Source organism: Nocardioides endophyticus (assembly GCF_039543845.1).
Lineage (GTDB): Bacteria > Actinomycetota > Actinomycetes > Propionibacteriales > Nocardioidaceae > Nocardioides > Nocardioides endophyticus.
In genome coordinates this window covers 323,900-345,113 of the sequence record NZ_BAABKN010000005.1, presented here as the reverse complement: position 1 = coordinate 345,113, position 21,214 = coordinate 323,900, and the positions used below count along the sequence as shown (strand labels likewise).

17 protein-coding genes are annotated in these 21,214 nt (G+C 72.1%); 13 read left to right on the top strand and 4 right to left on the bottom strand.

Annotated elements, in window-relative coordinates; genetic code table 11:
• Window positions 1-58: 58 nt before the first annotated feature.
• Window positions 59-1,108, top strand: coding sequence for a saccharopine dehydrogenase NADP-binding domain-containing protein (locus tag ABEA33_RS03985; protein WP_345525293.1), 1,050 nt, complete (start codon window positions 59-61; stop codon window positions 1,106-1,108).
• On the opposite strand, the gene ABEA33_RS03980 is transcribed toward ABEA33_RS03985, so the two are convergent.
• Window positions 1,059-1,268 carry an ABC transporter permease gene (locus ABEA33_RS03980; protein WP_345525435.1) on the bottom strand — a complete coding sequence of 70 codons (210 nt, stop codon included), beginning with the start codon at window positions 1,266-1,268 and terminating at the stop codon, window positions 1,059-1,061. The genes ABEA33_RS03985 and ABEA33_RS03980 overlap by 50 nt on opposite strands.
• Before the next feature lie 297 nt (window positions 1,269-1,565).
• Between ABEA33_RS03980 and ABEA33_RS03975 the strand changes: the two genes are divergently transcribed.
• The 3 genes from ABEA33_RS03975 to ABEA33_RS03965 all read left to right on the top strand — a co-directional run bounded on the left by ABEA33_RS03975 (window position 1,566) and on the right by ABEA33_RS03965 (window position 6,049).
• Entirely contained in the window at window positions 1,566-4,064 is a 2,499-nt protein-coding gene (locus tag ABEA33_RS03975; RefSeq protein WP_345525292.1) for a sensor histidine kinase, read from the top strand.
• 103 nt (window positions 4,065-4,167) lie between these two features.
• Window positions 4,168-4,845: a response regulator gene (locus ABEA33_RS03970; protein WP_345525291.1), complete on the top strand. Its 678-nt coding sequence runs from the start codon at window positions 4,168-4,170 to the stop codon at window positions 4,843-4,845.
• 88 nt (window positions 4,846-4,933) lie between these two features.
• Complete coding sequence (locus tag ABEA33_RS03965) at window positions 4,934-6,049, top strand: NDMA-dependent alcohol dehydrogenase (RefSeq protein ID WP_345525290.1); 1,116 nt, start codon at window positions 4,934-4,936, stop codon at window positions 6,047-6,049.
• 573 nt (window positions 6,050-6,622) lie between these two features.
• On the opposite strand, the gene ABEA33_RS03960 is transcribed toward ABEA33_RS03965, so the two are convergent.
• Complete coding sequence (locus ABEA33_RS03960; protein WP_345525289.1) at window positions 6,623-7,030, bottom strand: universal stress protein; 408 nt, start codon at window positions 7,028-7,030, stop codon at window positions 6,623-6,625.
• A gap of 46 nt (window positions 7,031-7,076) precedes the next feature.
• On the opposite strand from ABEA33_RS03960, the gene ABEA33_RS03955 reads away from it, so the two are divergent.
• The 3 genes from ABEA33_RS03955 (at window position 7,077) to ABEA33_RS03945 (ending at window position 9,051) form a co-directional block, all read left to right on the top strand.
• Window positions 7,077-7,637 carry a histidine phosphatase family protein gene (locus ABEA33_RS03955; RefSeq protein ID WP_345525288.1) on the top strand — a complete coding sequence of 187 codons (561 nt, stop codon included), beginning with the start codon at window positions 7,077-7,079 and terminating at the stop codon, window positions 7,635-7,637.
• 39 nt (window positions 7,638-7,676) lie between these two features.
• On the top strand, window positions 7,677-8,702 hold the full coding sequence (locus tag ABEA33_RS03950) for an LLM class flavin-dependent oxidoreductase (RefSeq protein WP_425577309.1): 1,026 nt from the start codon (window positions 7,677-7,679) through the stop codon (window positions 8,700-8,702).
• A gap of 223 nt (window positions 8,703-8,925) precedes the next feature.
• Window positions 8,926-9,051 (top strand): hypothetical protein, encoded by a 126-nt coding sequence (locus ABEA33_RS03945; protein WP_345525287.1) that lies wholly within the window; start codon window positions 8,926-8,928, stop codon window positions 9,049-9,051.
• A 10-nt stretch (window positions 9,052-9,061) separates the two neighbouring features.
• Here ABEA33_RS03945 and ABEA33_RS03940 read toward each other — a convergent pair whose 3' ends face one another.
• A complete protein-coding gene (locus tag ABEA33_RS03940) occupies window positions 9,062-10,417 on the bottom strand; it encodes a helix-turn-helix domain-containing protein (RefSeq protein ID WP_345525286.1) in 1,356 nt (451 codons plus the stop codon).
• 108 nt (window positions 10,418-10,525) lie between these two features.
• On the opposite strand from ABEA33_RS03940, the gene ABEA33_RS03935 reads away from it, so the two are divergent.
• The 6 genes from ABEA33_RS03935 (at window position 10,526) to ABEA33_RS03910 (ending at window position 19,156) form a co-directional block, all read left to right on the top strand.
• The gene (locus ABEA33_RS03935; protein ID WP_345525285.1) at window positions 10,526-12,664 is read left to right on the top strand and encodes a thiamine pyrophosphate-dependent enzyme; all 2,139 of its coding nucleotides are present in this window, start codon (window positions 10,526-10,528) and stop codon (window positions 12,662-12,664) included.
• The gene (locus tag ABEA33_RS03930; RefSeq protein WP_345525284.1) at window positions 12,657-13,811 is read left to right on the top strand and encodes an NAD(P)/FAD-dependent oxidoreductase; all 1,155 of its coding nucleotides are present in this window, start codon (window positions 12,657-12,659) and stop codon (window positions 13,809-13,811) included. The genes ABEA33_RS03935 and ABEA33_RS03930 overlap by 8 nt, the downstream gene beginning before the upstream one ends.
• Window positions 13,812-13,958: 147 nt before the next feature.
• Window positions 13,959-15,488 carry an L-piperidine-6-carboxylate dehydrogenase gene (amaB, locus tag ABEA33_RS03925; protein WP_345525283.1) on the top strand — a complete coding sequence of 510 codons (1,530 nt, stop codon included), beginning with the start codon at window positions 13,959-13,961 and terminating at the stop codon, window positions 15,486-15,488.
• A 223-nt stretch (window positions 15,489-15,711) separates the two neighbouring features.
• On the top strand, window positions 15,712-17,883 hold the full coding sequence (locus tag ABEA33_RS03920) for a DEAD/DEAH box helicase (protein WP_345525282.1): 2,172 nt from the start codon (window positions 15,712-15,714) through the stop codon (window positions 17,881-17,883).
• Between the two features lie 56 nt (window positions 17,884-17,939).
• Window positions 17,940-18,452, top strand: a complete 513-nt coding sequence (locus tag ABEA33_RS03915; RefSeq protein WP_345525281.1) for a sigma-70 family RNA polymerase sigma factor — start codon at window positions 17,940-17,942, stop codon at window positions 18,450-18,452.
• Complete coding sequence (locus ABEA33_RS03910; protein WP_345525280.1) at window positions 18,449-19,156, top strand: anti-sigma factor family protein; 708 nt, start codon at window positions 18,449-18,451, stop codon at window positions 19,154-19,156. Before ABEA33_RS03915 ends, ABEA33_RS03910 begins: the two co-directional genes overlap by 4 nt.
• A 3-nt stretch (window positions 19,157-19,159) precedes the next feature.
• Here ABEA33_RS03910 and ABEA33_RS03905 read toward each other — a convergent pair whose 3' ends face one another.
• On the bottom strand, window positions 19,160-21,214 hold the full coding sequence (locus tag ABEA33_RS03905) for a CDP-alcohol phosphatidyltransferase family protein (RefSeq protein ID WP_345525279.1): 2,055 nt from the start codon (window positions 21,212-21,214) through the stop codon (window positions 19,160-19,162).

Sequence of the window (21,214 nt, the reverse complement as noted above, 5' to 3'; positions counted from 1 at the left end):
CGCACAGCGTCGTTTCGGACGCTCGTCGGCGGCCATCGGCTCGCCGAGGATTGACGTCATGAGCACCTGTGAACGAGTCCTGGTCTACGGCGCCACGGGTCACACCGGGCGTTTCGTCGTCGACGAGCTGCTGAGGCGCGGGCTGACGCCGGTGCTGGCCGGGCGCAACGCCGCCCGGCTCGCCGATCTCCCGCAGCGGTACGCCGCCCTCGAGCGGGTCGTCGTCGGCCTGGACGACGCCGAGGCCCTGCGGCGGGCGCTCGGGGGTGTCGGCGCGGTCGTCAACACAGCGGGGCCGTTCCTCGACACCGCACTGCCGCTGGCGCGCGCCGCCGTCGCGGCCGGCGCCCACTACCTCGACGTCACGGCCGAGCAGGGCGTTGTGCGAGAGCTCTATCGAGAGCTCGATGCGCCGGCGCGTGAGGCCGGTGTGGCGGTCGTGCCGGCGATGGCGTTCTACGGCGGGCTGGCCGACCTGCTGGCCACCGCGGCCCTCGGCGGAGAGTCCAGTGCGGACGAGGTCGAGGTCAGCATCGGCCTGGACCGCTGGTGGCCGACCGCAGGGACGCGCGAGACCGGCGCCCGCAACACCGCGACCCGCCTGGTGATCCGCGATGGTGCACTGGCTGCGTTGGCCGCTCCCGCGCCGACCGGCGTCTGGTCCTTCCCGGAGCCGCTGGGCGACCAGGCTGTCGTGCAGCTGCCGTTCTCGGAGGTCGTCACGGTCGACCGCCACCTCCGCGTCGGCGAGCTCCGCTCCTACCTCAACACCGCTTCCCTCGAGGACCTGCATGACGCCGCCACCCCGCCGCCGACGGCCGTCGAGGAGGACGGCAGGTCGGCTCAGCAGTTCGTCGTCGACGTCGTCGTACGCCGAGGCTCGGACGCCCGCCGCCTCACGGCGTCGGGTCGTGACATCTACGCCGTGACCGCGCCGATCGTGGTCGAGGGCGTGGTCCGCCTCCTCGACGGTCGCCACCGCGGCCCGGGCGCGTCGGCGCCCGGCCAGCTCTTCGATGCCGCTGACGTGCTCGCCGCGCTGGCCGGGAGCCTGACGGTCAGGCCCGGTTCCCAGCCAGGTACGGCGTCCGGCCGGCGATCTGCGTGACCACGATGCTCGTGACGATCATCGCCAGGGCGATGTCGGCGAGCACCACCAGCTGGAACTGGGCCGCCTCGGCCGGGCTGGCACCGCCGAAGAGAGCACCGACGAAGGCGCCCGGCACCGTGGCGAGCCCGGTCGACTTCGTCTGGTCGAGCGTCGGCAGCAGCGACTTGCGGACGGCCTCGCGGCCGATCTCCTCGTGTGCTCGGGAAGAGCACCACGGTCCACGGCACGGCGAGGATGCCGCGCAGCAGCAGGGCCACGACCGTCAGCTGGACGACGGCGCGCAGGATCGCCCAGAGCGGGAAGAGCCCGAGCCCGACGCCCGCCCACCGGCCCAGCCCGACCGTGAGCGCCGTGATCGCGAGCAGCCCGAGCCCGCCCACCAGGGCATGGTGTCGTGCCGTCGTACGGGCCTGTCAGGAACGCCCGACATCGCGGTGCTGGCAGGATCGTGACCATGGACGCGGGCCTCGAGGTTGTGCGCCGGGGGCGGCTCACGGTCTACCTCGGAGCCGCGCCCGGTGTCGGCAAGACCTACGCGATGCTCTCGGAGGCGCGCCGCCGGTGCGAGCGCGGCACCGACGTGGTCGTCGGGTACGTCGAGACGCACGGTCGCGAGGTGACGACCGGCATGCTCGACGGCCTCGAGGTGGTGCCGCGGCGGGAACTGTCCTACCGGGGCGCGACCTTCACCGAGATGGACACCGAGGCCGTGCTCGCCCGCCGGCCGGCGGTGGTCTGCGTCGACGAGCTCGCGCACACCAACGTGCCGGGCAGCGCGACCGAGAAGCGGGCCGAGGACGTGGAGCGGCTGCGCGCCGCCGGCATCGACGTCATCACCACCGTCAACATCCAGCACCTGGAGTCGCTCAACGACGAGGTCGAGCGGATCATCGGGGTGCGGCAGCGAGAGACCGTGCCCGACGAGGTGGTCCGCACGGCCGACCAGATCCAGCTCGTCGACATGTCGCCGGACGCGCTGCGCCGCCGGATGGCGCACGGCAACATCTACCGCCCCGAGCAGATCGACGCGTCGCTCGCGTCGTACTTCCGGGTCGGCAACCTGACCGCGCTGCGCGAGCTCGCCCTGCTCTGGCTGGCCGACCGGGTCGACGACGCGCTCGGGGACTATCGCAAGGCGCACCAGATCGAGGCGCCCTGGCCGGCGAAGGAGCGGATCGTCGTCGCAGTCACCGGCGGCGCTGAGAGCGAGACGCTGCTGCGTCGCGGCGCGCGGCTCGCCCAGCGCGCTGCCGGCTCGGAGCTGCTCGCCGTCCACGTCATCGTCAACGACGGCCTGGCCAACCCCGACGAGAGCCGGATCGCCCGCGCCCAGCAGCTGGTGGCCTCGCTCGGCGGCACGTTCCACTCGGTGGTCGGGGAGGACGTGTCGGCAGCGGTGGTCGACTTCGCGACCGGGGCCAACGCGACCATGGTCGTCGTCGGCGTCTCCCGCCACGGCCGGGTGCGGCGCCTCTTCGCCGGTACGACGGGGGACCGGATCGCTTCCCTGGCCGGGTCCATCGACGTCCACCTCGTCACGCACGGCGAGGGCGCCCGCGCCGCGAGGCCGCGCCGGTACCTCTCGCCGCTCAGCCGTCGTCGGCAGGTCGTCGGCCTCGCTCTCTCCGTCGTGCTCCCGGTCCTGCTGACCCTGGTGCTCCGCGCGACCGACGACCCCGACCAGCTGCCGCTCGACGTGCTCCTGTTCCTCGCCGTCACCGTCCTGATCGCCCTCGTCGGCGGGCTGGTGCCGGCGCTGGTGGCGGCGCTGGGCGGGTTCCTGCTGATGAACTGGTTCTTCACCCCACCGGTCCGCGGCTTCACGATCTCCGAGCCGGCCAATCTCGTGGCCCTGTTGGTGTTCGTGGCCGTCGCTGTCGGGGTCGCGACCGTCGTCGACCGGGCCTCGCGACGCGCGACCGACGCCGTACGCGCCCGGACCGAGGCCGCCACCCTGGGTGCCCTCTCCCGCTCCGTGCTGACCGGTCAGGACACCGCCGAGGCGATCGTGGAGCGGCTCCGCGAGGTCTTCGGGCAGGAGGCCGCCTCGCTGCTCGCGCGTGGCCCCGCCGGCTGGACCGTCGTCGCGAGCAGCGGCGCCGCACCAGCCGCGGACCCGGACTCCGCCGACACCCGGGTGCAGGTCGACGACGACCACGTCATCACGCTGCGCGGCTCGGCGCTGCGGGCGAGCGACCAGCGGGTGCTCGAGGGTTTCGCCGTGCAGACCGGCCTGGTGCTCGAGTACCGACGGCTCCGGGAGCGCGAGGAGCGTGCCGCCGCTCTCGAGCGCGCCGAGGCGACCAGTACGTCGGTGCTGCGGGCCGTCTCGCACGACCTGCGGACGCCGCTCGCCACGGTGCGCGCGTCCGTCGACGGGCTCGTCTCCGGGTCGCTCGGCGAGGCCGACCGTGCCGAGCTGGTCGCGGCGGTCGACTCCTCCACCGAGCAGCTCGAGCGGCTGATCGACAACCTGCTCGACCTCTCCCGACTGGAGTCGGGGCTGCTGCACCCGGTGCTTCGCGACCGCAGCCTCGAGGAGATCCTGCCGCTGGCCGTCGCCGGGCAGCCCGAGGGCGCCGTGACCCTGGAGGTCGACGAGTCCGCGCCACTCGTGCACACCGACGCAGGCCTGCTGGAGCGCGTCGTCGCCAACCTGGTCTCCAATGCGGTCCGCGTGTCGGGCGGTACGCCGGTGCGGGTGCTCGCGCACGTGCTGCCGCACGCCGTCGAGGTGCTCATCGTGGACCGCGGCCCCGGCGTACCGGAGGACCGGCGGAGCCGGATGTTCGAGCCGTTCCAACGGCTCGGCGACACCAGCGCCGGCGGTCTCGGTCTCGGGCTCGCAGTCGCTCGCGGGCTCGCCGAGGCGGTCGGCGGCACCCTCGAGGCGGAGGACACGCCCGGCGGCGGCCTCACCATGGTGCTGTCGGTGCCAAGGGCGAAGGCATGAGGCCGCCGTGCAGCGGTGAGTCAGCAACCGAACCTGGCTCGCCCGCGGCCGAGAACGGTTGCCTGCTCACCGCCGCACGGCGCCGTCGGACCTGGGAGACAACGTGAGCAAGGTCCTGGTCGTCGACGACGAGCCGGCGCTTGCCCGCGCGCTCGCGATCAACCTGCGCGCGCACGGCTGGGAGGTCGTGACGGCAGCCGACGGCCGGTCGGCGCTGGAGGCGGCGGCGACCGAGCACCCGGACGTCGTGCTGCTCGACCTGGGGCTCCCGGACCTCGACGGCACCGAGGTGCTGGCGGGTCTGCGCGGCTGGACCAAGGTCCCGATCGTCGTGCTGTCGGCGCGCCAGCACGGCGAGGACAAGGTCGAGGCGCTCGACCTCGGTGCCGACGACTACGTCACGAAGCCGTTCGCGATGAACGAGCTGCTCGCCCGTCTCCGCGCCGCCGTACGGCGAGGGCAGGATGCCGCTCCGGAGACGACCGAGGTCGTGGTCGGCGACCTGGTCATCGACCTGGCCCGCAAGCGGGTCGCCCGCAGCGGCGTCGACGTACGACTGACGCCCACCGAGTGGTCGTTCCTCGAGCTCCTCGCCCGCAACCTCGGCCGGCTCGTCACGCGCGAGCAGGTGCTGCGCGAGGTGTGGGGGCCGTCGTACGAGCACGAGACCAACTACCTGCGGGTGTACGCCGCGCAGCTGCGCCGCAAGCTCGAGGCCGACCCGGCGCACCCGGTGCACCTGGTGACGAGCGCCGGCCTCGGCTACACGCTGGAGCCGTAGACGCGATGTCGGACCAACCGGTCGCCAACGGGTCCGGCGCAGGATCGTGATGTGACGTCGGTCACGCCAACGATCTTCGGGAGGAATCATGCACACTCGCGGCGCAGTCATCAAGGAGGCACCGGGCACCTACGAGGTGGTCGACCTCGAGGTCGAGGACCCGAGGCAGGGTGAGCTCCAGGTGCAGATGACGGCATCCGGGCTGTGCCACTCGGACGACCACGTCGCCACCGGCGACATCCCCGTCGGGATGTACCCGTTCTGCGGCGGTCACGAGGGTGCCGGCGTCGTCACGGCGGTCGGGCAGCACACGCCGGGATGGAAGGAGGGTGACCACGTGGTCTTCTCGTTCCTGCCGTCGTGCGGGCAGTGCACCTGGTGCTCCCGCGGGATGCAGAACCTCTGCGACCTCGGTGCCACCCTCCTGATGGGCTCCCGCTGGGACGACCCCACCAGCTTCCGCCTGTCGTACGACGGCAAGCCGGTCGGCCAGATGTGCGGCATCTCGACGTTCGCCGAGGTGACCACTGTGGCTGTCGACTCCGCGGTCAAGGTGGCCGACGACATCCCGCTCGACAAGGCCTGCCTGATCGGGTGCGGAGTCGGCACCGGCTGGGGCTCGGCGATCAACTCCGCCGACGTACGCCCCGGCGACGTCGTGATCGTCATGGGCATCGGCGGCATCGGCATCAACGCCGTCCAGGGTGCGGCACATGGCGGGGCGTCGTTGGTGATCGCCGTCGACCCGGTCGAGTTCAAGCGCACCAAGGCGCTGGAGCTCGGCGCCACCCACGCCGTCGAGACCATGGAGGAGGCCACCGAGCTCGCCCAGTCGGTGACCAACGGCCAGGGTGCGGACTCCGCCATCGTCACCGTCGGCGTCACCACCGGTGACCACCTTGCCCAGGCGATGGCCTCCATCCGCAAGGCCGGGACCGTCGTCGTTACCGGGCTCGGCGACGTCCAAGCGGTCGGCGCGCCCATCTCCCTCGCCGACATCACGCTCTTCCAGAAGCGGATCCAGGGCTCCCTCTTCGGCGCCTCCAACCCGAAGACGGACATCCCCAAGTTGCTGCGCCTCTACCAGGAGGGCAGCCTCAAGCTCGATGAGCTGGTCACCCGCACCTACAAGCTCGACGAGATCGCGCTCGGCTACGAGGACATGCACGCGGGCAAGAACCTCCGCGGCGTGGTCGTCTACTGATCGCCGATCGCCGGTTTCGAGGCCGTCTCCGGTGGTTGAGGTGTGAGGGCCCCCTGCCCGAGCCTCGACCCCCCCACGGACGTCGCGTTCCGGTTGTTCACACGTTCGTGCGGAAAGGCCGCACGATCGTGCGGAAGATGGATCATCAAGTTCCCAGGACCCTGTGAAAACAAGGGGGTTCTGGGCCTCTGAGGGTCGGTGGTGCCTGATGGGGTTGACCTATGACAGCCATGACCACCCCCGCCACCAGGTGGCCTCGGCGACCGCGCACGCGTAGCGCGGTTGCGGCGCACCGACACCTGGTTGTCCGTCCGGACGTCTGTGTAACGTTCGTCGAACCAGTGATCGCCCAGGAATCGGCGGAACGCTCAGGCGTCGCTCGACAGGATCGAGATGTCCATGTCCTCGTCGTGGCGGGGGACGCCGGTGGAAGACCTCGATGCTCCACCCTCTGACGATCCACCACGGACGATCGAAGCCCTCCGTGAAAGCGCCGATGCTGGTGGGGTCGAGCGGGTCCCGGCCGCCGTACCAGTGGTCGAAGTCGGCTGGAAGGAGGGCTACGTCACCGGCTCAGTCGGGCCGCTTGACCGCGACGACCGGGCACGCGGCGTCGAGGATCACCTGCTGCGAGCTGCTCCCCAGGAAGAGCTTGCCGACCGGCGAACGCCGGCGCAGACCGATCACGATCAGGTCGGCGTCGACGTCGCTTGCTGCCTGCAGGATCTCCTCGGCTGGCGAGATCGCCTGTGGCGCCTGGCGGATCTCGTGCTCGATGCCGAGGCCAGTCAGGCGGCCGGCGAGCGCGTCGAGGTCGGTGGGGGTCGCGAACGCCGGGTCGGAGTCGTAGCCGCGGACACCGGAGTTGACGATCACCAGGCGGGCGGTGCCGCGCTGTGCCTCGTCGACGGCGTACTCGACGGCGGCGAGACCTTCGGGAGTCGGCACGTAGCCGACGACGATCGTGGCGGGCGCGGTCATGGACCCACCCTGCCACCAGTGAGCGCCGTCGCGCTTGAATGGTCACGTGAACGAGCTCTGGGCGGTCCGCCATGGCAAGACCGAGTGGAGCGTCGCCGGCAAGCACACGTCGACGACCGACCTCCCGCTGCTGCCGGATGGTGAGTCCGTCGCGCGCGGTCTGCAGGGCCGGCTGGGCGACGTCGACTTCGCGCAGGTGCTGACCAGCCCGCGCCTGCGGGCCCGGCGTACGGCGGAGCTCGCGGGCTTCCCCGACGCCGAGACCGACGACGACCTGTCCGAGTGGGACTACGGCGACTACGAGGGCATCACCACCGACGAGATCCGGGTCCGTGACCCACGCTGGACGATCTGGACGCACCCCACACCGGGCGGCGAGACGGCGGCGCAGGTGCAGGCTCGGCTCCAGCGGGTCGTCGCGCGGGTGCGTGCGACGGAGGGCAGGACGCTCGTCTTCGGGCACGGTCACTCTCTACGGGCGTTGGCCGCGTGCTGGCTCGGCGTCCCGGTGGCCAGCGGACGGCACTTCCAGCTCGACACCGCCACCCTCTCGGTGCTCGCGTACGAGCGGGAGAGCCCGGTCCTGCGGAGCTGGAACGCTCCGTGAGCCGATGCCCGGGAAGATTGACGCTTCAACTTTGTTGAGATGAACATGAAGAAGATCGGGTTCCTGTCCTTCGGTCACTGGACCGACTCGCCGCAGTCCCAGACGCGCTCGGCGGCCGACGCTCTGCTCCAGTCGATCGACCTCGCGGTCGCCGCCGAGGAGGTGGGTGCCGACGGTGCCTACTTCCGGGTGCACCACTTCGCGCGCCAGCTCGCGTCGCCGTACCCGCTGCTCGCGGCCGTCGGCGCGCGCACCAGCCGGATCGAGATCGGGACCGGCGTCATCGACATGCGTTACGAGAACCCGCTCTACATGGCGGAGGACGCCGGCGCGGCAGACCTGATCTCGGGCGGTCGGCTCCAGCTCGGCATCAGCCGGGGGTCACCGGAGCAGGTCATCGACGGGTTCCGCTACTTCGGCTACGAGCCAGGGGAGGGCTCGGACCACGCCGACATGGCGCGTGATCACACACGGGTCTTCCTCGACGTGATCGAGGGTAAGGGCTTTGCGCAGCCGAACCCACGGCCGATGTTCCCGAACCCGCCTGGCCTCCTGCGGCTCGAGCCCCACTCGCCAGGTCTGCGGGACCGGATCTGGTGGGGTGCCGGATCGCGCGCCACCGCGGAGTGGACGGCCGAGCAGGGCATGAACCTGATGAGCTCGACCCTGCTCACCGAGGACACCGGCGTGCCCTTCCATCAGTTGCAGGCCGAGCAGATCCAGATGTTCCGCGACGCGTGGCGGGCGGCCGGGCACGAGCGCGAGCCGCGGGTGTCGGTCAGTCGCAGCATCTTCCCGATCGTCAGCGACCTCGACCGTGCCTACTTCGGGCACGAGTCCCGCAGTCAGGACCAGGTGGGTCACATCGACGGCGGCCTGGCCCGCTTCGGCAAGTCGTACGCCGGGGAGGTCGACCAGCTGGTCAAGGACCTCGCCGAGGACGAGGCGATCGCTGCTGCCGACACGGTGCTGCTCACCGTGCCCAACCAGCTCGGCGTGGACTACAACGTCCACGTGCTGGACAACGTCGTCCGCTACGTCGCCCCGGAGCTCGGCTGGCGCTGAGCAGCCCTGAAAACGCTCGACCCCGCCGGTCCAGGGGGATGGCCACCGGCGGGGTCGTCGCATTTCCGAGTACCGCGCACCCCCGAGAGCAGCCCCCAGGGGGGACCAGTGGGGCCGCTTTCGGCGCGCGGTGTAGCCATCATGGCACATTCCTTGACAAGATGTGACTGTAACTTGTCAAACCATTCCCAGTGGGGGGATGGAATCAAAGGGGAATGTGGTCATGAGCCGTACTCGCAACATGCTTGCCGGAGTGTTCATCGTGCTGTCGCTGCTGGTCGCAGGCGGCGCCATCGAGGGGGCAGGGGGTGCGGCCGGCGTCGTGTCGGCAGACCGCCTCTGCTGCTAGTCGAGCAGGGTCACGCGGTGACCGGTGCGGACGACGTCGTCGACACGACCAATCCGGTGGCTGCGCCTGCCCGCTTGTAGGCGTCCAGGGCACTCGACGCCTCGCCGATGCTCTCGAGCAGTCCGGCCAGCTCGAACCAGAGCTGGGCGGCCGAGCGGTCGGCGCCCACGCCGCTGAGCAGCAGGACCGCCTGCTGGAAGTGGTCGCGGGCCGCACCGAGGTCGCCTGCCTGCGCGCTGAGCCGGCCGAGCAGGGCCAGTGCGTCGGCCGCCACGATCGGCGCCGTCCCGCGCGACCTGTCCACCGTCGCACTCGCGAGCTGTCGGGCGGAGTCCGGGTCGCCGAGCAGGAACTGGGCCCTGGCCTGGGCGAGGTGGTTGTCCGCAACGTCGGCGGGACCGGCTCCGGTGACGGTCATCGCTCGCTCGGCCCGCAGGAGCAGCTCGAGGGCTTCGGCGGCCTCGGGCGGGTCCAGGCGGAGCTGCAGGATCGCCAGCTGGGTCTGGAGCCGCACGAGGCTACGACTCTCGTCGACGGCGCTGAGGATCCCGAGCGCGCGGCGGGCGAGCTCCACGGCGACGGCCGCGTGGCCGCGCCTGGACTCAATGGCCGACAGGTTCCAGTACGCCGACGCCTTGGCGGTCGGCGAGGCCAGCTCCTCGGCGCGGTCGATCACCCGCTGGCACATCCGCGCGGCGTAGCCGATGTCGCCGCGCTCCAGGTAGGCGCCGGCCACGGTCAGGCTCAGCCGTACCGCTTCATCGAGGCCCGCGAGGCCGTGGTCCTCGATGAACGCGCCTGCGCGCTCGCCGACCTCGATCGCCCGGCCGAGCTCGCCGGATTCGCGGTAGCACCGGCTGAGGGCAGTGAGGCCGTTGATCCACCGCAGGTCGCCGGTCGACTGCTCGGCGAGGTCTTCGAGCACCAGGATCGCGGACTGGAGGTCGCCAGTCGCCTCGAGGGCGGTCGCGCGCAGGTACGACGCGTCGCGCTCGAGGTCGGGCAGGTCTTCGACCTCGGGCTCGGCGAGGATCCGGTTCACCGTCTCGAGTGCCTGGGCGACCGAGCCGGTCGCCAGCTCGAGCTCGGCGTGGTTGAGCAGCACCAACAGCTCGGTGACCCGGTCGGGGGAAACTCCGAGGAGGAGCTCCTCGGCCGTGACGCCGAGGCGTCCCGCGATCGACTCGAGCACCTCGGGGTCCGGCCGGCGCTGCCCGCTCTCGATCCGAGAGATGTAGCCGACCGAGACCTTCTCGCCCGCGACGTCGGCCTGGGTCAACGCCGCGCGTTGCCGAGATTTGCGGACCCGGTTGCCGAGGAGGGCGAGATCGATGGACCGGGAAAGTTCGATGAGGTCGGCGCGCATCCGCCCATTGTGACCGAAGATGCCAGGTCCGCGTCAAACGTGTCGCAAGTCGCAATGGTCGCGGGCGATGGAAGAGTGGCTTCACGGGGGTCACACCGAGGAGGGCGGATGGCGGAGGCGATCGACGAGCACTTCGTGGCGTCCGTCGGCGAGCTGCGCCCAGCGGCCCGCGCAGGCGATGCCGACGCTGCTCAGGTGCTGGCGCTCTTCGACGCCCAGCTGCAGAGCCGGCATCTCGACCTCGCCGCGCGCTGGCTGCAGGCGCAGGGCGAGGGCTTCTACACGATCGGCTCGGCCGGCCACGAGGCCAACGCCGCGGTCGGCCTGCTGACCCGAGTCGACGATCCGGCACTGCTGCACTACCGCTCCGGCGGTTTCTACGCCGCGCGAGCGTCCCGTCACGCGGCGGAGCGGCCAGAGGCGGCCACGACGCCGGTCCGCGATGTGCTGCTCGGCCTCAGTGCAGCCGCGACCGACCCGATCTCCGGGGGCCGGCACAAGGTGTTCGGTCACCCGGCGCTGCACATCGTCCCGCAGACGTCGACCATCGCGTCGCACCTGCCGCGCGCGGTCGGGCTGGCCTTCGCCCTGGGCAACCTCGCCGACCTGGCGCCGGAGCGCCGCTGGCCGGAGGACGCGATCGTCGTGACCAGCCTGGGCGACGCCTCGGTCAACCACTCGACGGCCCAAGGCGCGCTCAACGCTGCGGCGTACCTCACTCACCGTCGCCTCGATGTCCCGCTGCTGGTCGTCGTCGAGGACAACGGCCTCGGCATCAGCACCCGCACGCCGGCGGGCTGGATGGAGGAGTCGCTGCGCCGGCTGCCCGGCATCCAGTACGTCGAGGCGGCCTCGCCGCGCCCGGACCGGCTGCTCGCCGACGTCGGCTCCGCGGTCGACCGCGTCCGCCAGCTGCGGCGTCCGGTCCTGCTGCACCTGCGGACCGTGCGCTTCCTCGGTCACGCCGGGTCCGACGTCGAGCTGGGCTACCGCACCAGCACCGAGATCGCGCGCGATCTCGAGCTGGATCCGCTGCTCGCGTCCGCGGCGTACCTCGTCGAGACCGGGGCCTTGACTCCCGACAACGTCCTCGACCGCTACGAACGCACCCGCGCTGCCGTCACGCACCAGGCGAAGTCGGTCATCGGCGAGCGCCGCCTGGAGTCGCGCGGCGAGGTGGTCCGGCCGATCCATCGCCCCGACACCCGTCCGGCACCGCTGCGGCTGCCGGTGGCGGCGGTGCGGGAGGGCCAGCTGACCCTGGCGCAGGCGATCAACGCCACGCTCGCGGAGCTGCTCGAGGAGCGGCCCCACGCCCTGGTCCTCGGTGAGGACGTCGGCGTCAAGGGCGGGGTGTACGGCGTGACGCGCGGCCTGCGGAAGCGCTTCGGCGGCCGCCGGGTCATCGACACCCTCCTCGACGAGCAGACCATCCTCGGCACGGCGCTCGGTGCGTCCCTCGCCGGGCTGCTGCCGATCCCGGAGATCCAGTACCTCGCCTACCTCCACAACGCCGAGGACCAGCTGCGCGGCGAGGCCGCGTCGCTCGCCTTCTTCTCGGACGGGCACTACCGCAACCCGATGGTCGTGCGGATCCCCGGCCTCAGCTATCAGCAGGGCTTCGGCGGACACTTCCACAACGACAACTCGCTCGCCGTGCTGCGCGACATCCCGGGTCTCGTGGTGTGCGTGCCCAGCCATCCGGCCGACGCGCGCACGCTGATCCGGGAGTGCGTCGAGCTCGCCGAGCTGGAGGGCCGCGTGTGCGTGGTGGTCGAGCCGATCGCGCTCTACCACTCCCGCGACCTCTACGAACCCGGCGACGGGGCCTGGACCGCGCTGCACACCGCACCCGGCACCCCGCGCGGTCCGCGTGCTCACGGCGACGGCACCGAGCTGCTCGTCGCCACCTTCGGCAACGGCGTGCCCATGTCGCTGCGGGCCTGCCGGGCGCTCGGGGCCACCGTCCTCGACCTGCGCTGGCTCTCGCCGCTGCCGGTCGACGAGCTCGCGGCGTACGCCTCCGGCTTCCGGCGGGTGCTGGTCGTGGACGAGACGCGGCGCTCGGGCGGTGTGGGGGAGGGCATCGTCAGCGCGCTCGTCGAGCGGGGGTACGACGGACGCATCGCCCGGGTCGCGAGTGCCGACTCCTACGTGCCGCTCGGTCCGGCCTCCCGCACGGTGCTGGTGTCCGAGGAGGAGATCGCCGAGGCCGCCCGCGCGCTCGTCGGAGCCACCGGTGGCTGAGCTCCCGGCCAGCGCCTCCGTCGTCGTGGTCGGTGGCGGCGTGATGGGGTTGAGCACGGCGTACCACCTCGGGCGTGGCGGCGTGACCGACGTCGTGGTGCTCGAGCGGCACACCCTCGGCTCCGGGTCGACGTGCAAGGCGGCGGGCGGGGTGCGCGCGCAGTTCTCCGACCCGGTCAACATCGAGCTCGGCCAGCGCAGCCTGCGTGCCTACGAGCGGTTCGCTGACGAGTTCGGGCAGGAGATCGACCTGCACAAGTCCGGCTACCTCTTCCTGCTCGACGACCCCGACCACGTCGCGGCCTTCGAGGCCAACGTCGCGCTGCAGAGCTCCATGGGCGTCCCCAGTCGGATGATCTCGGCCGCCGAGGCGAAGCGGCTGTCGCCGATGGTCGACCTCGACGGGATCCTCGCCGCGGCCTGGTCGCCCGAGGACGGCCACTGCACGCCCGAGTCCGTCGTCCTGGGGTACGCCGGCGGTGCACGTCGTGCCGGCGTCCGGATCGTCACGCACTGCGCGGTGACCGGGGTCGAGGTCGTCGACGGGCAGGTGCGCGGTGTGCTCACCGACGCCGGGCGGATCGCCACCGACACCATCGTCTGCGCGGCCGGCGCCTGGTCGCGTGCGGTGGGGGAGATGGTCGGCGTCGACCTGCCCGTCGTCCCCCTGCGCCGGCAGATCCTGACGACCGAGCCGATGCCCGGGCTGGACCCGGCGACGCCGTTCACGATCGACTTCGCGACGTCCCTCTACTTCCACCTCGAGGGTCCGGGCCTGCTGCTCGGCATGTCCGATCCCGACGAGGTGCCCGGCTTCGAGGTCGGTCGCACCGATGCCTGGCTGCCCCGGCTCGGCGACGCGATCGCCCGGCGGGTGCCCGCACTGGCCGAAGTGGGGATCGCCTCCGGCTGGGCCGGGCTCTACGAGATGACCCCTGACCACAACGCGTTGGTGGGGGAGGCCGCCGGCGTCTCGCGGTTCCTCTACGCCACCGGCTTCTCCGGCCACGGCTTCCTGATGGGTCCGGCGATCGGCGAGGTGCTGCGAGACCTCGTGCTCGGCCGTCACCCGGTTGTCGACGTGAACGCGCTGTCCGTCGACCGGTTCGCCGACCGTGGCGTCCGGCCGGAGCTCAACATCGTGTGAGTTCCGGTGATCGAGCAGGGAAGGCCGCCAGGCCTGAGCGTCGTCGAGATCCCCGCAGCGAAGGCAGGCGCTCGGGCGCCGGGGTCTCGACGATGCTCGCTGGCGCTCGGTCCTCGACCAACGGGTGGCATCGTGTAGGAAGGGCCAATGGCGACCATCCCCACTCAGTCCGAGCTGTCCGCGCTGGCCCTCGACACCGCCCGCCGCTGCGGCGTCGACGTCGACGCGCTGGGCGGCGATGTGGCCACCCGCTCGCCGATCAACGGCCAGCAGGTCGCGTCGCTGAGCTGGCGAGACGCGGCGTACGTCGAGGAGGCGGTCGGCCGCGCGAGCGAGGCGTTCCTGGCCTGGCGTCGGGAGCCGGCGCCGGCGCGCGGGGCCCTGGTGAAGCGGTTCGGCGAGCTGCTCGCCGAGCACAAGGACGACCTGGCGGTCCTGGTCAGCGTCGAGGCCGGGAAGATCACCTCCGAGGCGCGCGGAGAGATCCAGGAGATGATCGACATCTGCGACTTCGCGGTCGGCCTCTCGCGCCAGCTCTACGGCCGGACGATGCCCTCGGAGCGGCCCGGCCACCGGCTGATGGAGACCTGGCATCCGCTCGGTGTCGTGGGTGTGGTCTCCGCCTTCAACTTCCCGGCCGCGGTCTGGTCCTGGAACACCGCCATCGCCCTGGTCTGCGGCGACCCGGTCATCTGGAAGCCCTCCGAGCTCACCCCGATCACCTCCCTGGCCTGCCACGCCGTGCTCGCCCAGGCGATCGCCGAGCACGGCGCGCCCGAGGCGCTCTCCCAGGTGCTGCTCGGCGGCCCCGAGGTCGGCCAGGCGCTCGTCGACCACCCCGGCGTCGCGCTGCTCAGCGCCACCGGCTCGACCCGGATGGGCCGCCTCGTCGGGCCTCGCGTCGCCGAGCGTTTCGGCCGCAGCCTCCTCGAGCTCGGCGGCAACAACGCCGCCGTGGTCTCCGCCAGCGCCGACCTCGACCTGGCCGTCCGCGGCATCGTCTTCTCCGCCGCCGGTACGGCGGGCCAGCGCTGCACCACGATGCGCCGCGTCATCGCCCACACCAGCGTCATCGACGAGCTGACCGACCGGCTCGCCTCGGCGTACGGCCGGCTGCCGATCGGCAACCCGCTGGCCGAGGGCACGCTCGTCGGCCCGATGATCAACCAGCGGGCGTACGACGCGATGGAGGCCGCCGTCGCGGCGGCCACGGCCGACGGCGGCAAGCTGCTCGCGGGCGGCGGACGCGAGCACGCCGACCTTGCGCCCGACGCCTACTACGCGCGGCCCGCGATCGTGCGGATGGACGCCCAGACCGAGGTGGTGGCCAGCGAGACGTTCGCCCCGCTGCTCTACGTGCTGCCCTATGACGACTTCGCGGGCGCGATCGAGCTCAACAACGCCGTCCCGCAGGGACTGTCGTCGAGCGTCTTCACCTCCGACCAGGCCGAGGCCGAGCTCTTCCTGTCCCCGGAGGGGTCCGACTGCGGCATCGTCAACGTCAACATCGGCACCTCCGGGGCGGAGATCGGCGGCGCGTTCGGAGGCGAGAAGGAGACCGGCGGCGGCCGCGAGTCGGGGTCGGACGCCTGGCGCGCCTACATGCGCCGGGCGACCAACACGGTCAACTTCTCGGGTGAGCTCCCGCTCGCCCAGGGCGTGGACTTCACCGTCTGACCCGGTCCGGCTCACAGTTCGGGCGGACCCGCGCTAGGATGGCGACGTCGTCGGCCCGCTCGGGCCGCGTCCTCGTCGGTCGCGTGGGGGTCACGCGGACCGCCTCGCGTCAGGGAAGTGGCAGCACGTCCACCTCGTCGACGCACGTTCGTCCCGGTCCCGGAGGCCGTGAGGGTGCAGCAGCCCTCACCGCCGTCGTGGCCGTCACTCCGAGGAGGGGTCCTTGGCTCGATCGGGCCAGCAGCAAACGGCAAACCGCCGTACGTCGCAGCGCAACTCGTCGCGCTCGTCCAACCAGCGCGGTTCCAACCAGCGCAACGGACGACGCCGTCCGCTCGACAACGACGGGATCATCCCGGTCCTCGCCCGCGCCGTGCGCGAGGTCGAGAACGCTGTCGAGCGACGTTCGGCGATGCCCGGCGTACGCACCAAGTTCCAGGTCGTCGCGCTCCTCGCTCGCGAGGAGCGGATCCGGGTCAAGAGCGACACTGAGCTGACCGAGGCGCAGCGCAACGAGCAGCTCAAACGGCTCGACGGGATCGCGACGATCCTCGCCAAGACCGCCGCCCGCGACTCCACGCTCTTCACGCTGCTCGCCGAGGACGCGGTCATCTCCGACGCGGCCAAGGAGCTGCGCAGGGAGATGGTCGCCGCGGCCGGCCTCGAGGCCGAGGTCGAGGAGGTCCCCGAGGTCGAGGAGACCGCCGACGCGGGCCACACCGAGCGTCGGGTCGTCCCGCAGTCGGTCATCTCCCGTCAGCTCGCCAACCCGTTCCTGGCCCCCGACTTCTCGGCCGGCGACCGCAAGCGGCTGACCCACCGGCTCGCCACCTGGGAGCTCCTCGGGCCGCTGTTCCGCTCGTTCGAGTTCGCCGGGGCCGGTGCCACGTCCTGCATGGCCCTGCCCGAGCCGGCGTCTCTGTCGGCGGCCGGTGGCCACGAGCTGATGCACCACCAGGCGCAGCTGGTCGAGGCCGCGCGCCAGGGCCACCGCACCTTCCTGCTCGCCGACGAGCCGGGTCTCGGCAAGACCGCACAGGCGCTGCTGGCGGCCCAGGCGGCCAACGCGTTCCCGCTGCTGGTCGTCGTGCCCAACGTCGTCAAGATGAACTGGGCCCGTGAGGCCGGCATCTGGACTCCCCACCGCGCCGTCACGGTGATCCACGGCGACGGCGACGACATCGACGGCTTCGCCGACATCGTGGTCGTCAACTACGAGGTCCTCGACCGCCACGTCGGCTGGATCGGCGACCACGGCTTCCGCGGGATGGTCGTCGACGAGGCCCACTTCATCAAGAACAAGAGCTCCCAGCGCTCGCAGCACGTGCTGCACCTCTCCGAGCAGATCCGGCGGCGCACCGTCCGGCCGCTGCTGATGGCGCTGACCGGCACCCCGCTGATCAACGACATCGAGGACTTCCGGGCGATCTGGCAGTTCCTCGGCTGGATCGACGACAAGAAGCCGTTGCCCGAGCTGATGGGTCCCCTCGAGGAGACCGGCCTGACCCCCGCCGACCCGTCGTTCTACCCGGCCGCACGCCGGTGCGTCGTCGACATGGGCATCGTGCGTCGTCGCAAGATCGACGTCGCCGCCGACATCCCCGCCCGCCGGGTCGCCGACCTGCCGGTCGAGCTCGACGGCGAGGTCGGTCGCTCGATCCGCGACGCCGAGCGCGAGCTGGCTCGCCGTATGGTCGAGCGCTACGAGACCGCGCTCGCCACCCGTACGTCGGGCAAGGTCGTGGACGGCATCGACCACGCGCTGGTCCGCCAGGTCGCGACGTGGGAGCGCGAGGACACCGACAGCTCGTCGGGAGAGAACGTCTTCACGATGATGCGTCACATCGGACAGGCGAAGTCCGCCCTCGCCGCCGACTACGCCGCCCAGCTGGCGCGCAGCGTCGGCAAGGTGGTCTTCTTCGCCAAGCACATCGACGTCATGGACACCGCCGAGGACACCTTCGCCCGCCGCGGTATCCGCTACACGTCGATCCGCGGCGACCAGACGACGAAGGTGCGCGAGAAGAACATCCACGACTTCGTCAACGACCCCGAGGTCGTGGTCATCGTCTGCTCGCTCACCGCGGCCGGCGTCGGCATCAACCTCCAGGTCGCATCGAACCTCGTGCTCGCGGAGCTCTCCTGGACCGACGCCGAGCAGACCCAGGCCATCGACCGGGTGCACCGGATCGGGCAGTCCGAGCCGGTCACCGCCTGGCGGATCATCGCCGCGCAGACGATCGACACCCGGATCGCGGAGCTGATCGACAGCAAGGCCGGGCTCGCCGCCCGCGCTCTCGACGGTGCCGGCGAGACGGTCGCCACCTCGGTCGACGTCCAGCTCGAAGCCCTGATCGGCCTGCTCACCGAGGCACTCGAGGAGAAGCAGGACTGAACCGGACCGCGCTGAACCGGATCGAGCTCGGGCCCGTGTCAGTGGTGGAGGTGACGATGGCGGAGAGTCCGGTGGCGCTGATGCGTCAGCTGCACGACGAGCACGCTGCCGCCCTGTGGGGCTACTGCCTGCGCCTGACCGGCCACGACCGGGCCCGGGCGGAGGACGTGGTGCAGGAGACGCTGCTGCGTGCGTGGCGGCGGATGCCGGACCTCGACGAGTCGCAGGGCTCGGTGCGGGCGTGGCTCTTCACCGTGGCGCGCAACATCGTGATCGACGACTGGCGCACCAAGCGCTCCCAGAGCGAGGTCTCGGTCGCCGACGTGCCCGACGGCGCCGGTGAGGCCGACCGCACCGACCAGGTGCTGCTCTCGTGGGTGGTCGCCGACGCCCTCACCCGGCTGTCACCGGATCACCGGGCCGTGCTCGTGGAGTGCTACTACCGCGGGCTGCCGGTCGCGGAGGCTGCCGATCGGCTAGGCGTCCCGGTGGGCACGGTGAAGTCGCGGGCGCACTACGCGCTGCGCGCGCTGCGGCTCGCGCTGGAGGAGATGGGGGTGGTGGCATGACGACCGGTGGCTTGAGCGACGGGCACGGCTGCCAGTTCGCGCAGGACGACGCCGCCTACGTCCTCGGTGCCCTGCCGCCCGCCGAGCGGCTCGCCTTCGAGCGCCACCTCGAGACCTGCTCCGCTTGCGCCGCCGCGGTGCGTCAGATCGCCGGGCTGCCCGGCCTGCTCGGACGGCTGCCGATCGACGCCGTGGAGTCCGCGCCGGAGCCCGAGCCGCTGCCGGACACCCTGCTGCCCCGACTGGTCCAGGACGTACGGCGCGCGCAACGGCGCCGTCACTGGGCGGTCGGACTGGCCGCGGCGGCGGCCGTGGTCGCGATCGGGGCGACCGGTGCGACCGTGCTGGCCGTGACGTCGGACGACGCGCCACCGCCGACGGCGACCGGGCAGACGATGACGCCCCTCGACCAGGACCGGGTGGACGCCAGCGTCGCGCTCACGTCGGTCGCCTGGGGCACCCGCCTGGACCTGACTTGCAGCTACGACGAGCCGAGCGGCGGCTACCAGCACGAGGACCCGGCCCCGACGTACTCCCTCGTGGTGCGGACGCAGGACGGCGCCGTCGAGCAGGTCGCGACCTGGAAGGCGCTGCCCGGCAAGACGATGCACCTGACCGGCGCCACCGCCCTCGACACCGACCAGATCACCTCGGTGGAGGTGCGCGCCGCCGACGGGCGGCCGGTCCTCCAGCTCGACGGCTGAGCCTCATCGGCTGAAGGCTGACCGGCTGAACGACTGCAGGAAGCGGTCCCGTACGGCGTCCATCCGCCAGACCGGGGCGTCGGGGCCGGGGTGCAGGCCCGGCTGCCAGCCCCATCCGGCGATGCGGCGCACGACCCGTGGGTCTCGAGCGATGACCGAGACCGGGACGTCGTGCCCCGGGTTCGGCCCGGTGACGTAGGAGTGTGGCTGGTGGTCGCCGAGCACGAGCAGCACCAGGTCGCGGTCCGGCTGGGACTCGAGCCATGAGACCAGGGTGGACATCGAGTACTCGATCGAGCGGCCATAGAGCGTCGGGATGTCGGGGTCGCCGGTCGCCGGTGGCGCGGCCAGCGTGGAGCCGTCGCCGACCTGGTCCCACGGCACCGGCGCGGGCGAGGGCGCCCACGGGTGGTGGCTGGAGACCAGGTCGATCTCGGCCATCACCGGCGGTCGGTCGCGCGGTGCCAGCTCGAGGCGCTGGAACTGAGCGAGCGTGTACTGGTCCGGCACCGGGGCGTACCCGAACTCCGGTCCGCCGTAGCCCACGTTGCGGGAGTCGTAGAGGTGGTCGAACCCGTAGAACTCCTGACCCTGTGGCCAGTCCTCGGTGTTGGCGGGTACGTCGAAGACGGTCCGCCAGCCGCCGGCCGCGAACGCCGAGGTCAGGGTGAGCCGGTCCGCGCCGATCAGCTGGTCGTAGCGCCGCTGGCTGTCGACCCAGAGGCCCGACTGCAGCGTTGAGTGCGCCAGCCAGCTCGCGGCACCGAAGGTGGGCGAGGTCAGGAACGCACTGCGGCTCGACCACCCCGCGGCATCGAGGCGCCCGGTGCCGTCATCGACGACCGCCTCGACGCCGGGTGCGAACGACGTGCCCTCCAGGGCCACTCGCCCGTAGGACTCGACGAACACCACGAGCACGTCCTTGCCGCGCAGGGCGTGAAGCAGCCCGTCGGGTGGCACGTCGGCGTACGGGTCGGCCGCGATCGCGCGGGCGAAGTCCTGACGGTCAGCGAGGTCCGCCCGGACCTGGCGCACCTCGTCGTACGCGAGCCCGGCGGCACTGGTCGACCCGACCTGCGCGAGGGGCGCGACGGCCAGCACGAGTGCCGCCGCGAGCGCCGGGCGGCGGTGGCGGGCGATCGTCCCGGCCGCCCGGACCGTCGCGAGCGGCAGCACGACCAGCAGTGCGGCTACCAGGACGGCCGCCAGGGCCGCGGTCGCGCGCGCCGGGCCGACGCCGATCGAGTCGCCGAGCACGCCCACCCCCGGCCCCAGGTAGGCCCAGTCGGTGAGTGGGTCGAAAGGCCGGTCCAGGAAGGTGTGGAACCCGACGTCGAACGCCTCGACGACCACGACCGCCGCCAGCCCCACCCCGAGCGCGGCGGACGCGATCGCCCGGGCCCGCCGCCAGGGTAGGAGGGACACGACGACGAGCAGCAGCGCGTCGACCGGGAGCCGCGCCAGGTCGCCGGCGTCGTGGGGCAGCACGAGCGCGACCCACACCGCACCGAGGGCCACGAGCGTCACGCCGCCGCCCTCCGGATAGGGCACCTCCGCGGACCGGCTGCGCCACAGCCACCACACGTCCCGGCCGAACGACTCGGCGAGCAGTGCCAGTGCTCCGACCAGCAGTGCCGCTGACCACCCGGACGGCAGCACACCGGCGACGGCGACCGCGAGCACGGTGCCCTGGATGGCCGCGACCACCTTGCGCCAGTAGCGCGGCGGCACCGGCCGGCGCAGCCAGGGCAGCAGGCGCTCGGCGAGCCAGAGCAGGTAGCGGGCAGCGCCGATCAGGAGCACCCACCAGCCGAGGTCGGCCGCGGCGTACGCGCTGAGCACCAGGATCAGGAACGCGTCGGTCTCCATGTCGAAGCGGGCGCCGAACGCGCTGCACGTGCCCGTACGTCGGGCGACCTGGCCGTCGACCCAGTCCAGCGCGAGCGCGACGACGACGAGCGTCAGCCCGGGACCGGTCGGGCCGGTGACCGCGACCGTGACGGCGAGGAGGGCCCGCACGAACGTGATCCAGTTCGCCGGGTGCTGAACCTGGGGCAC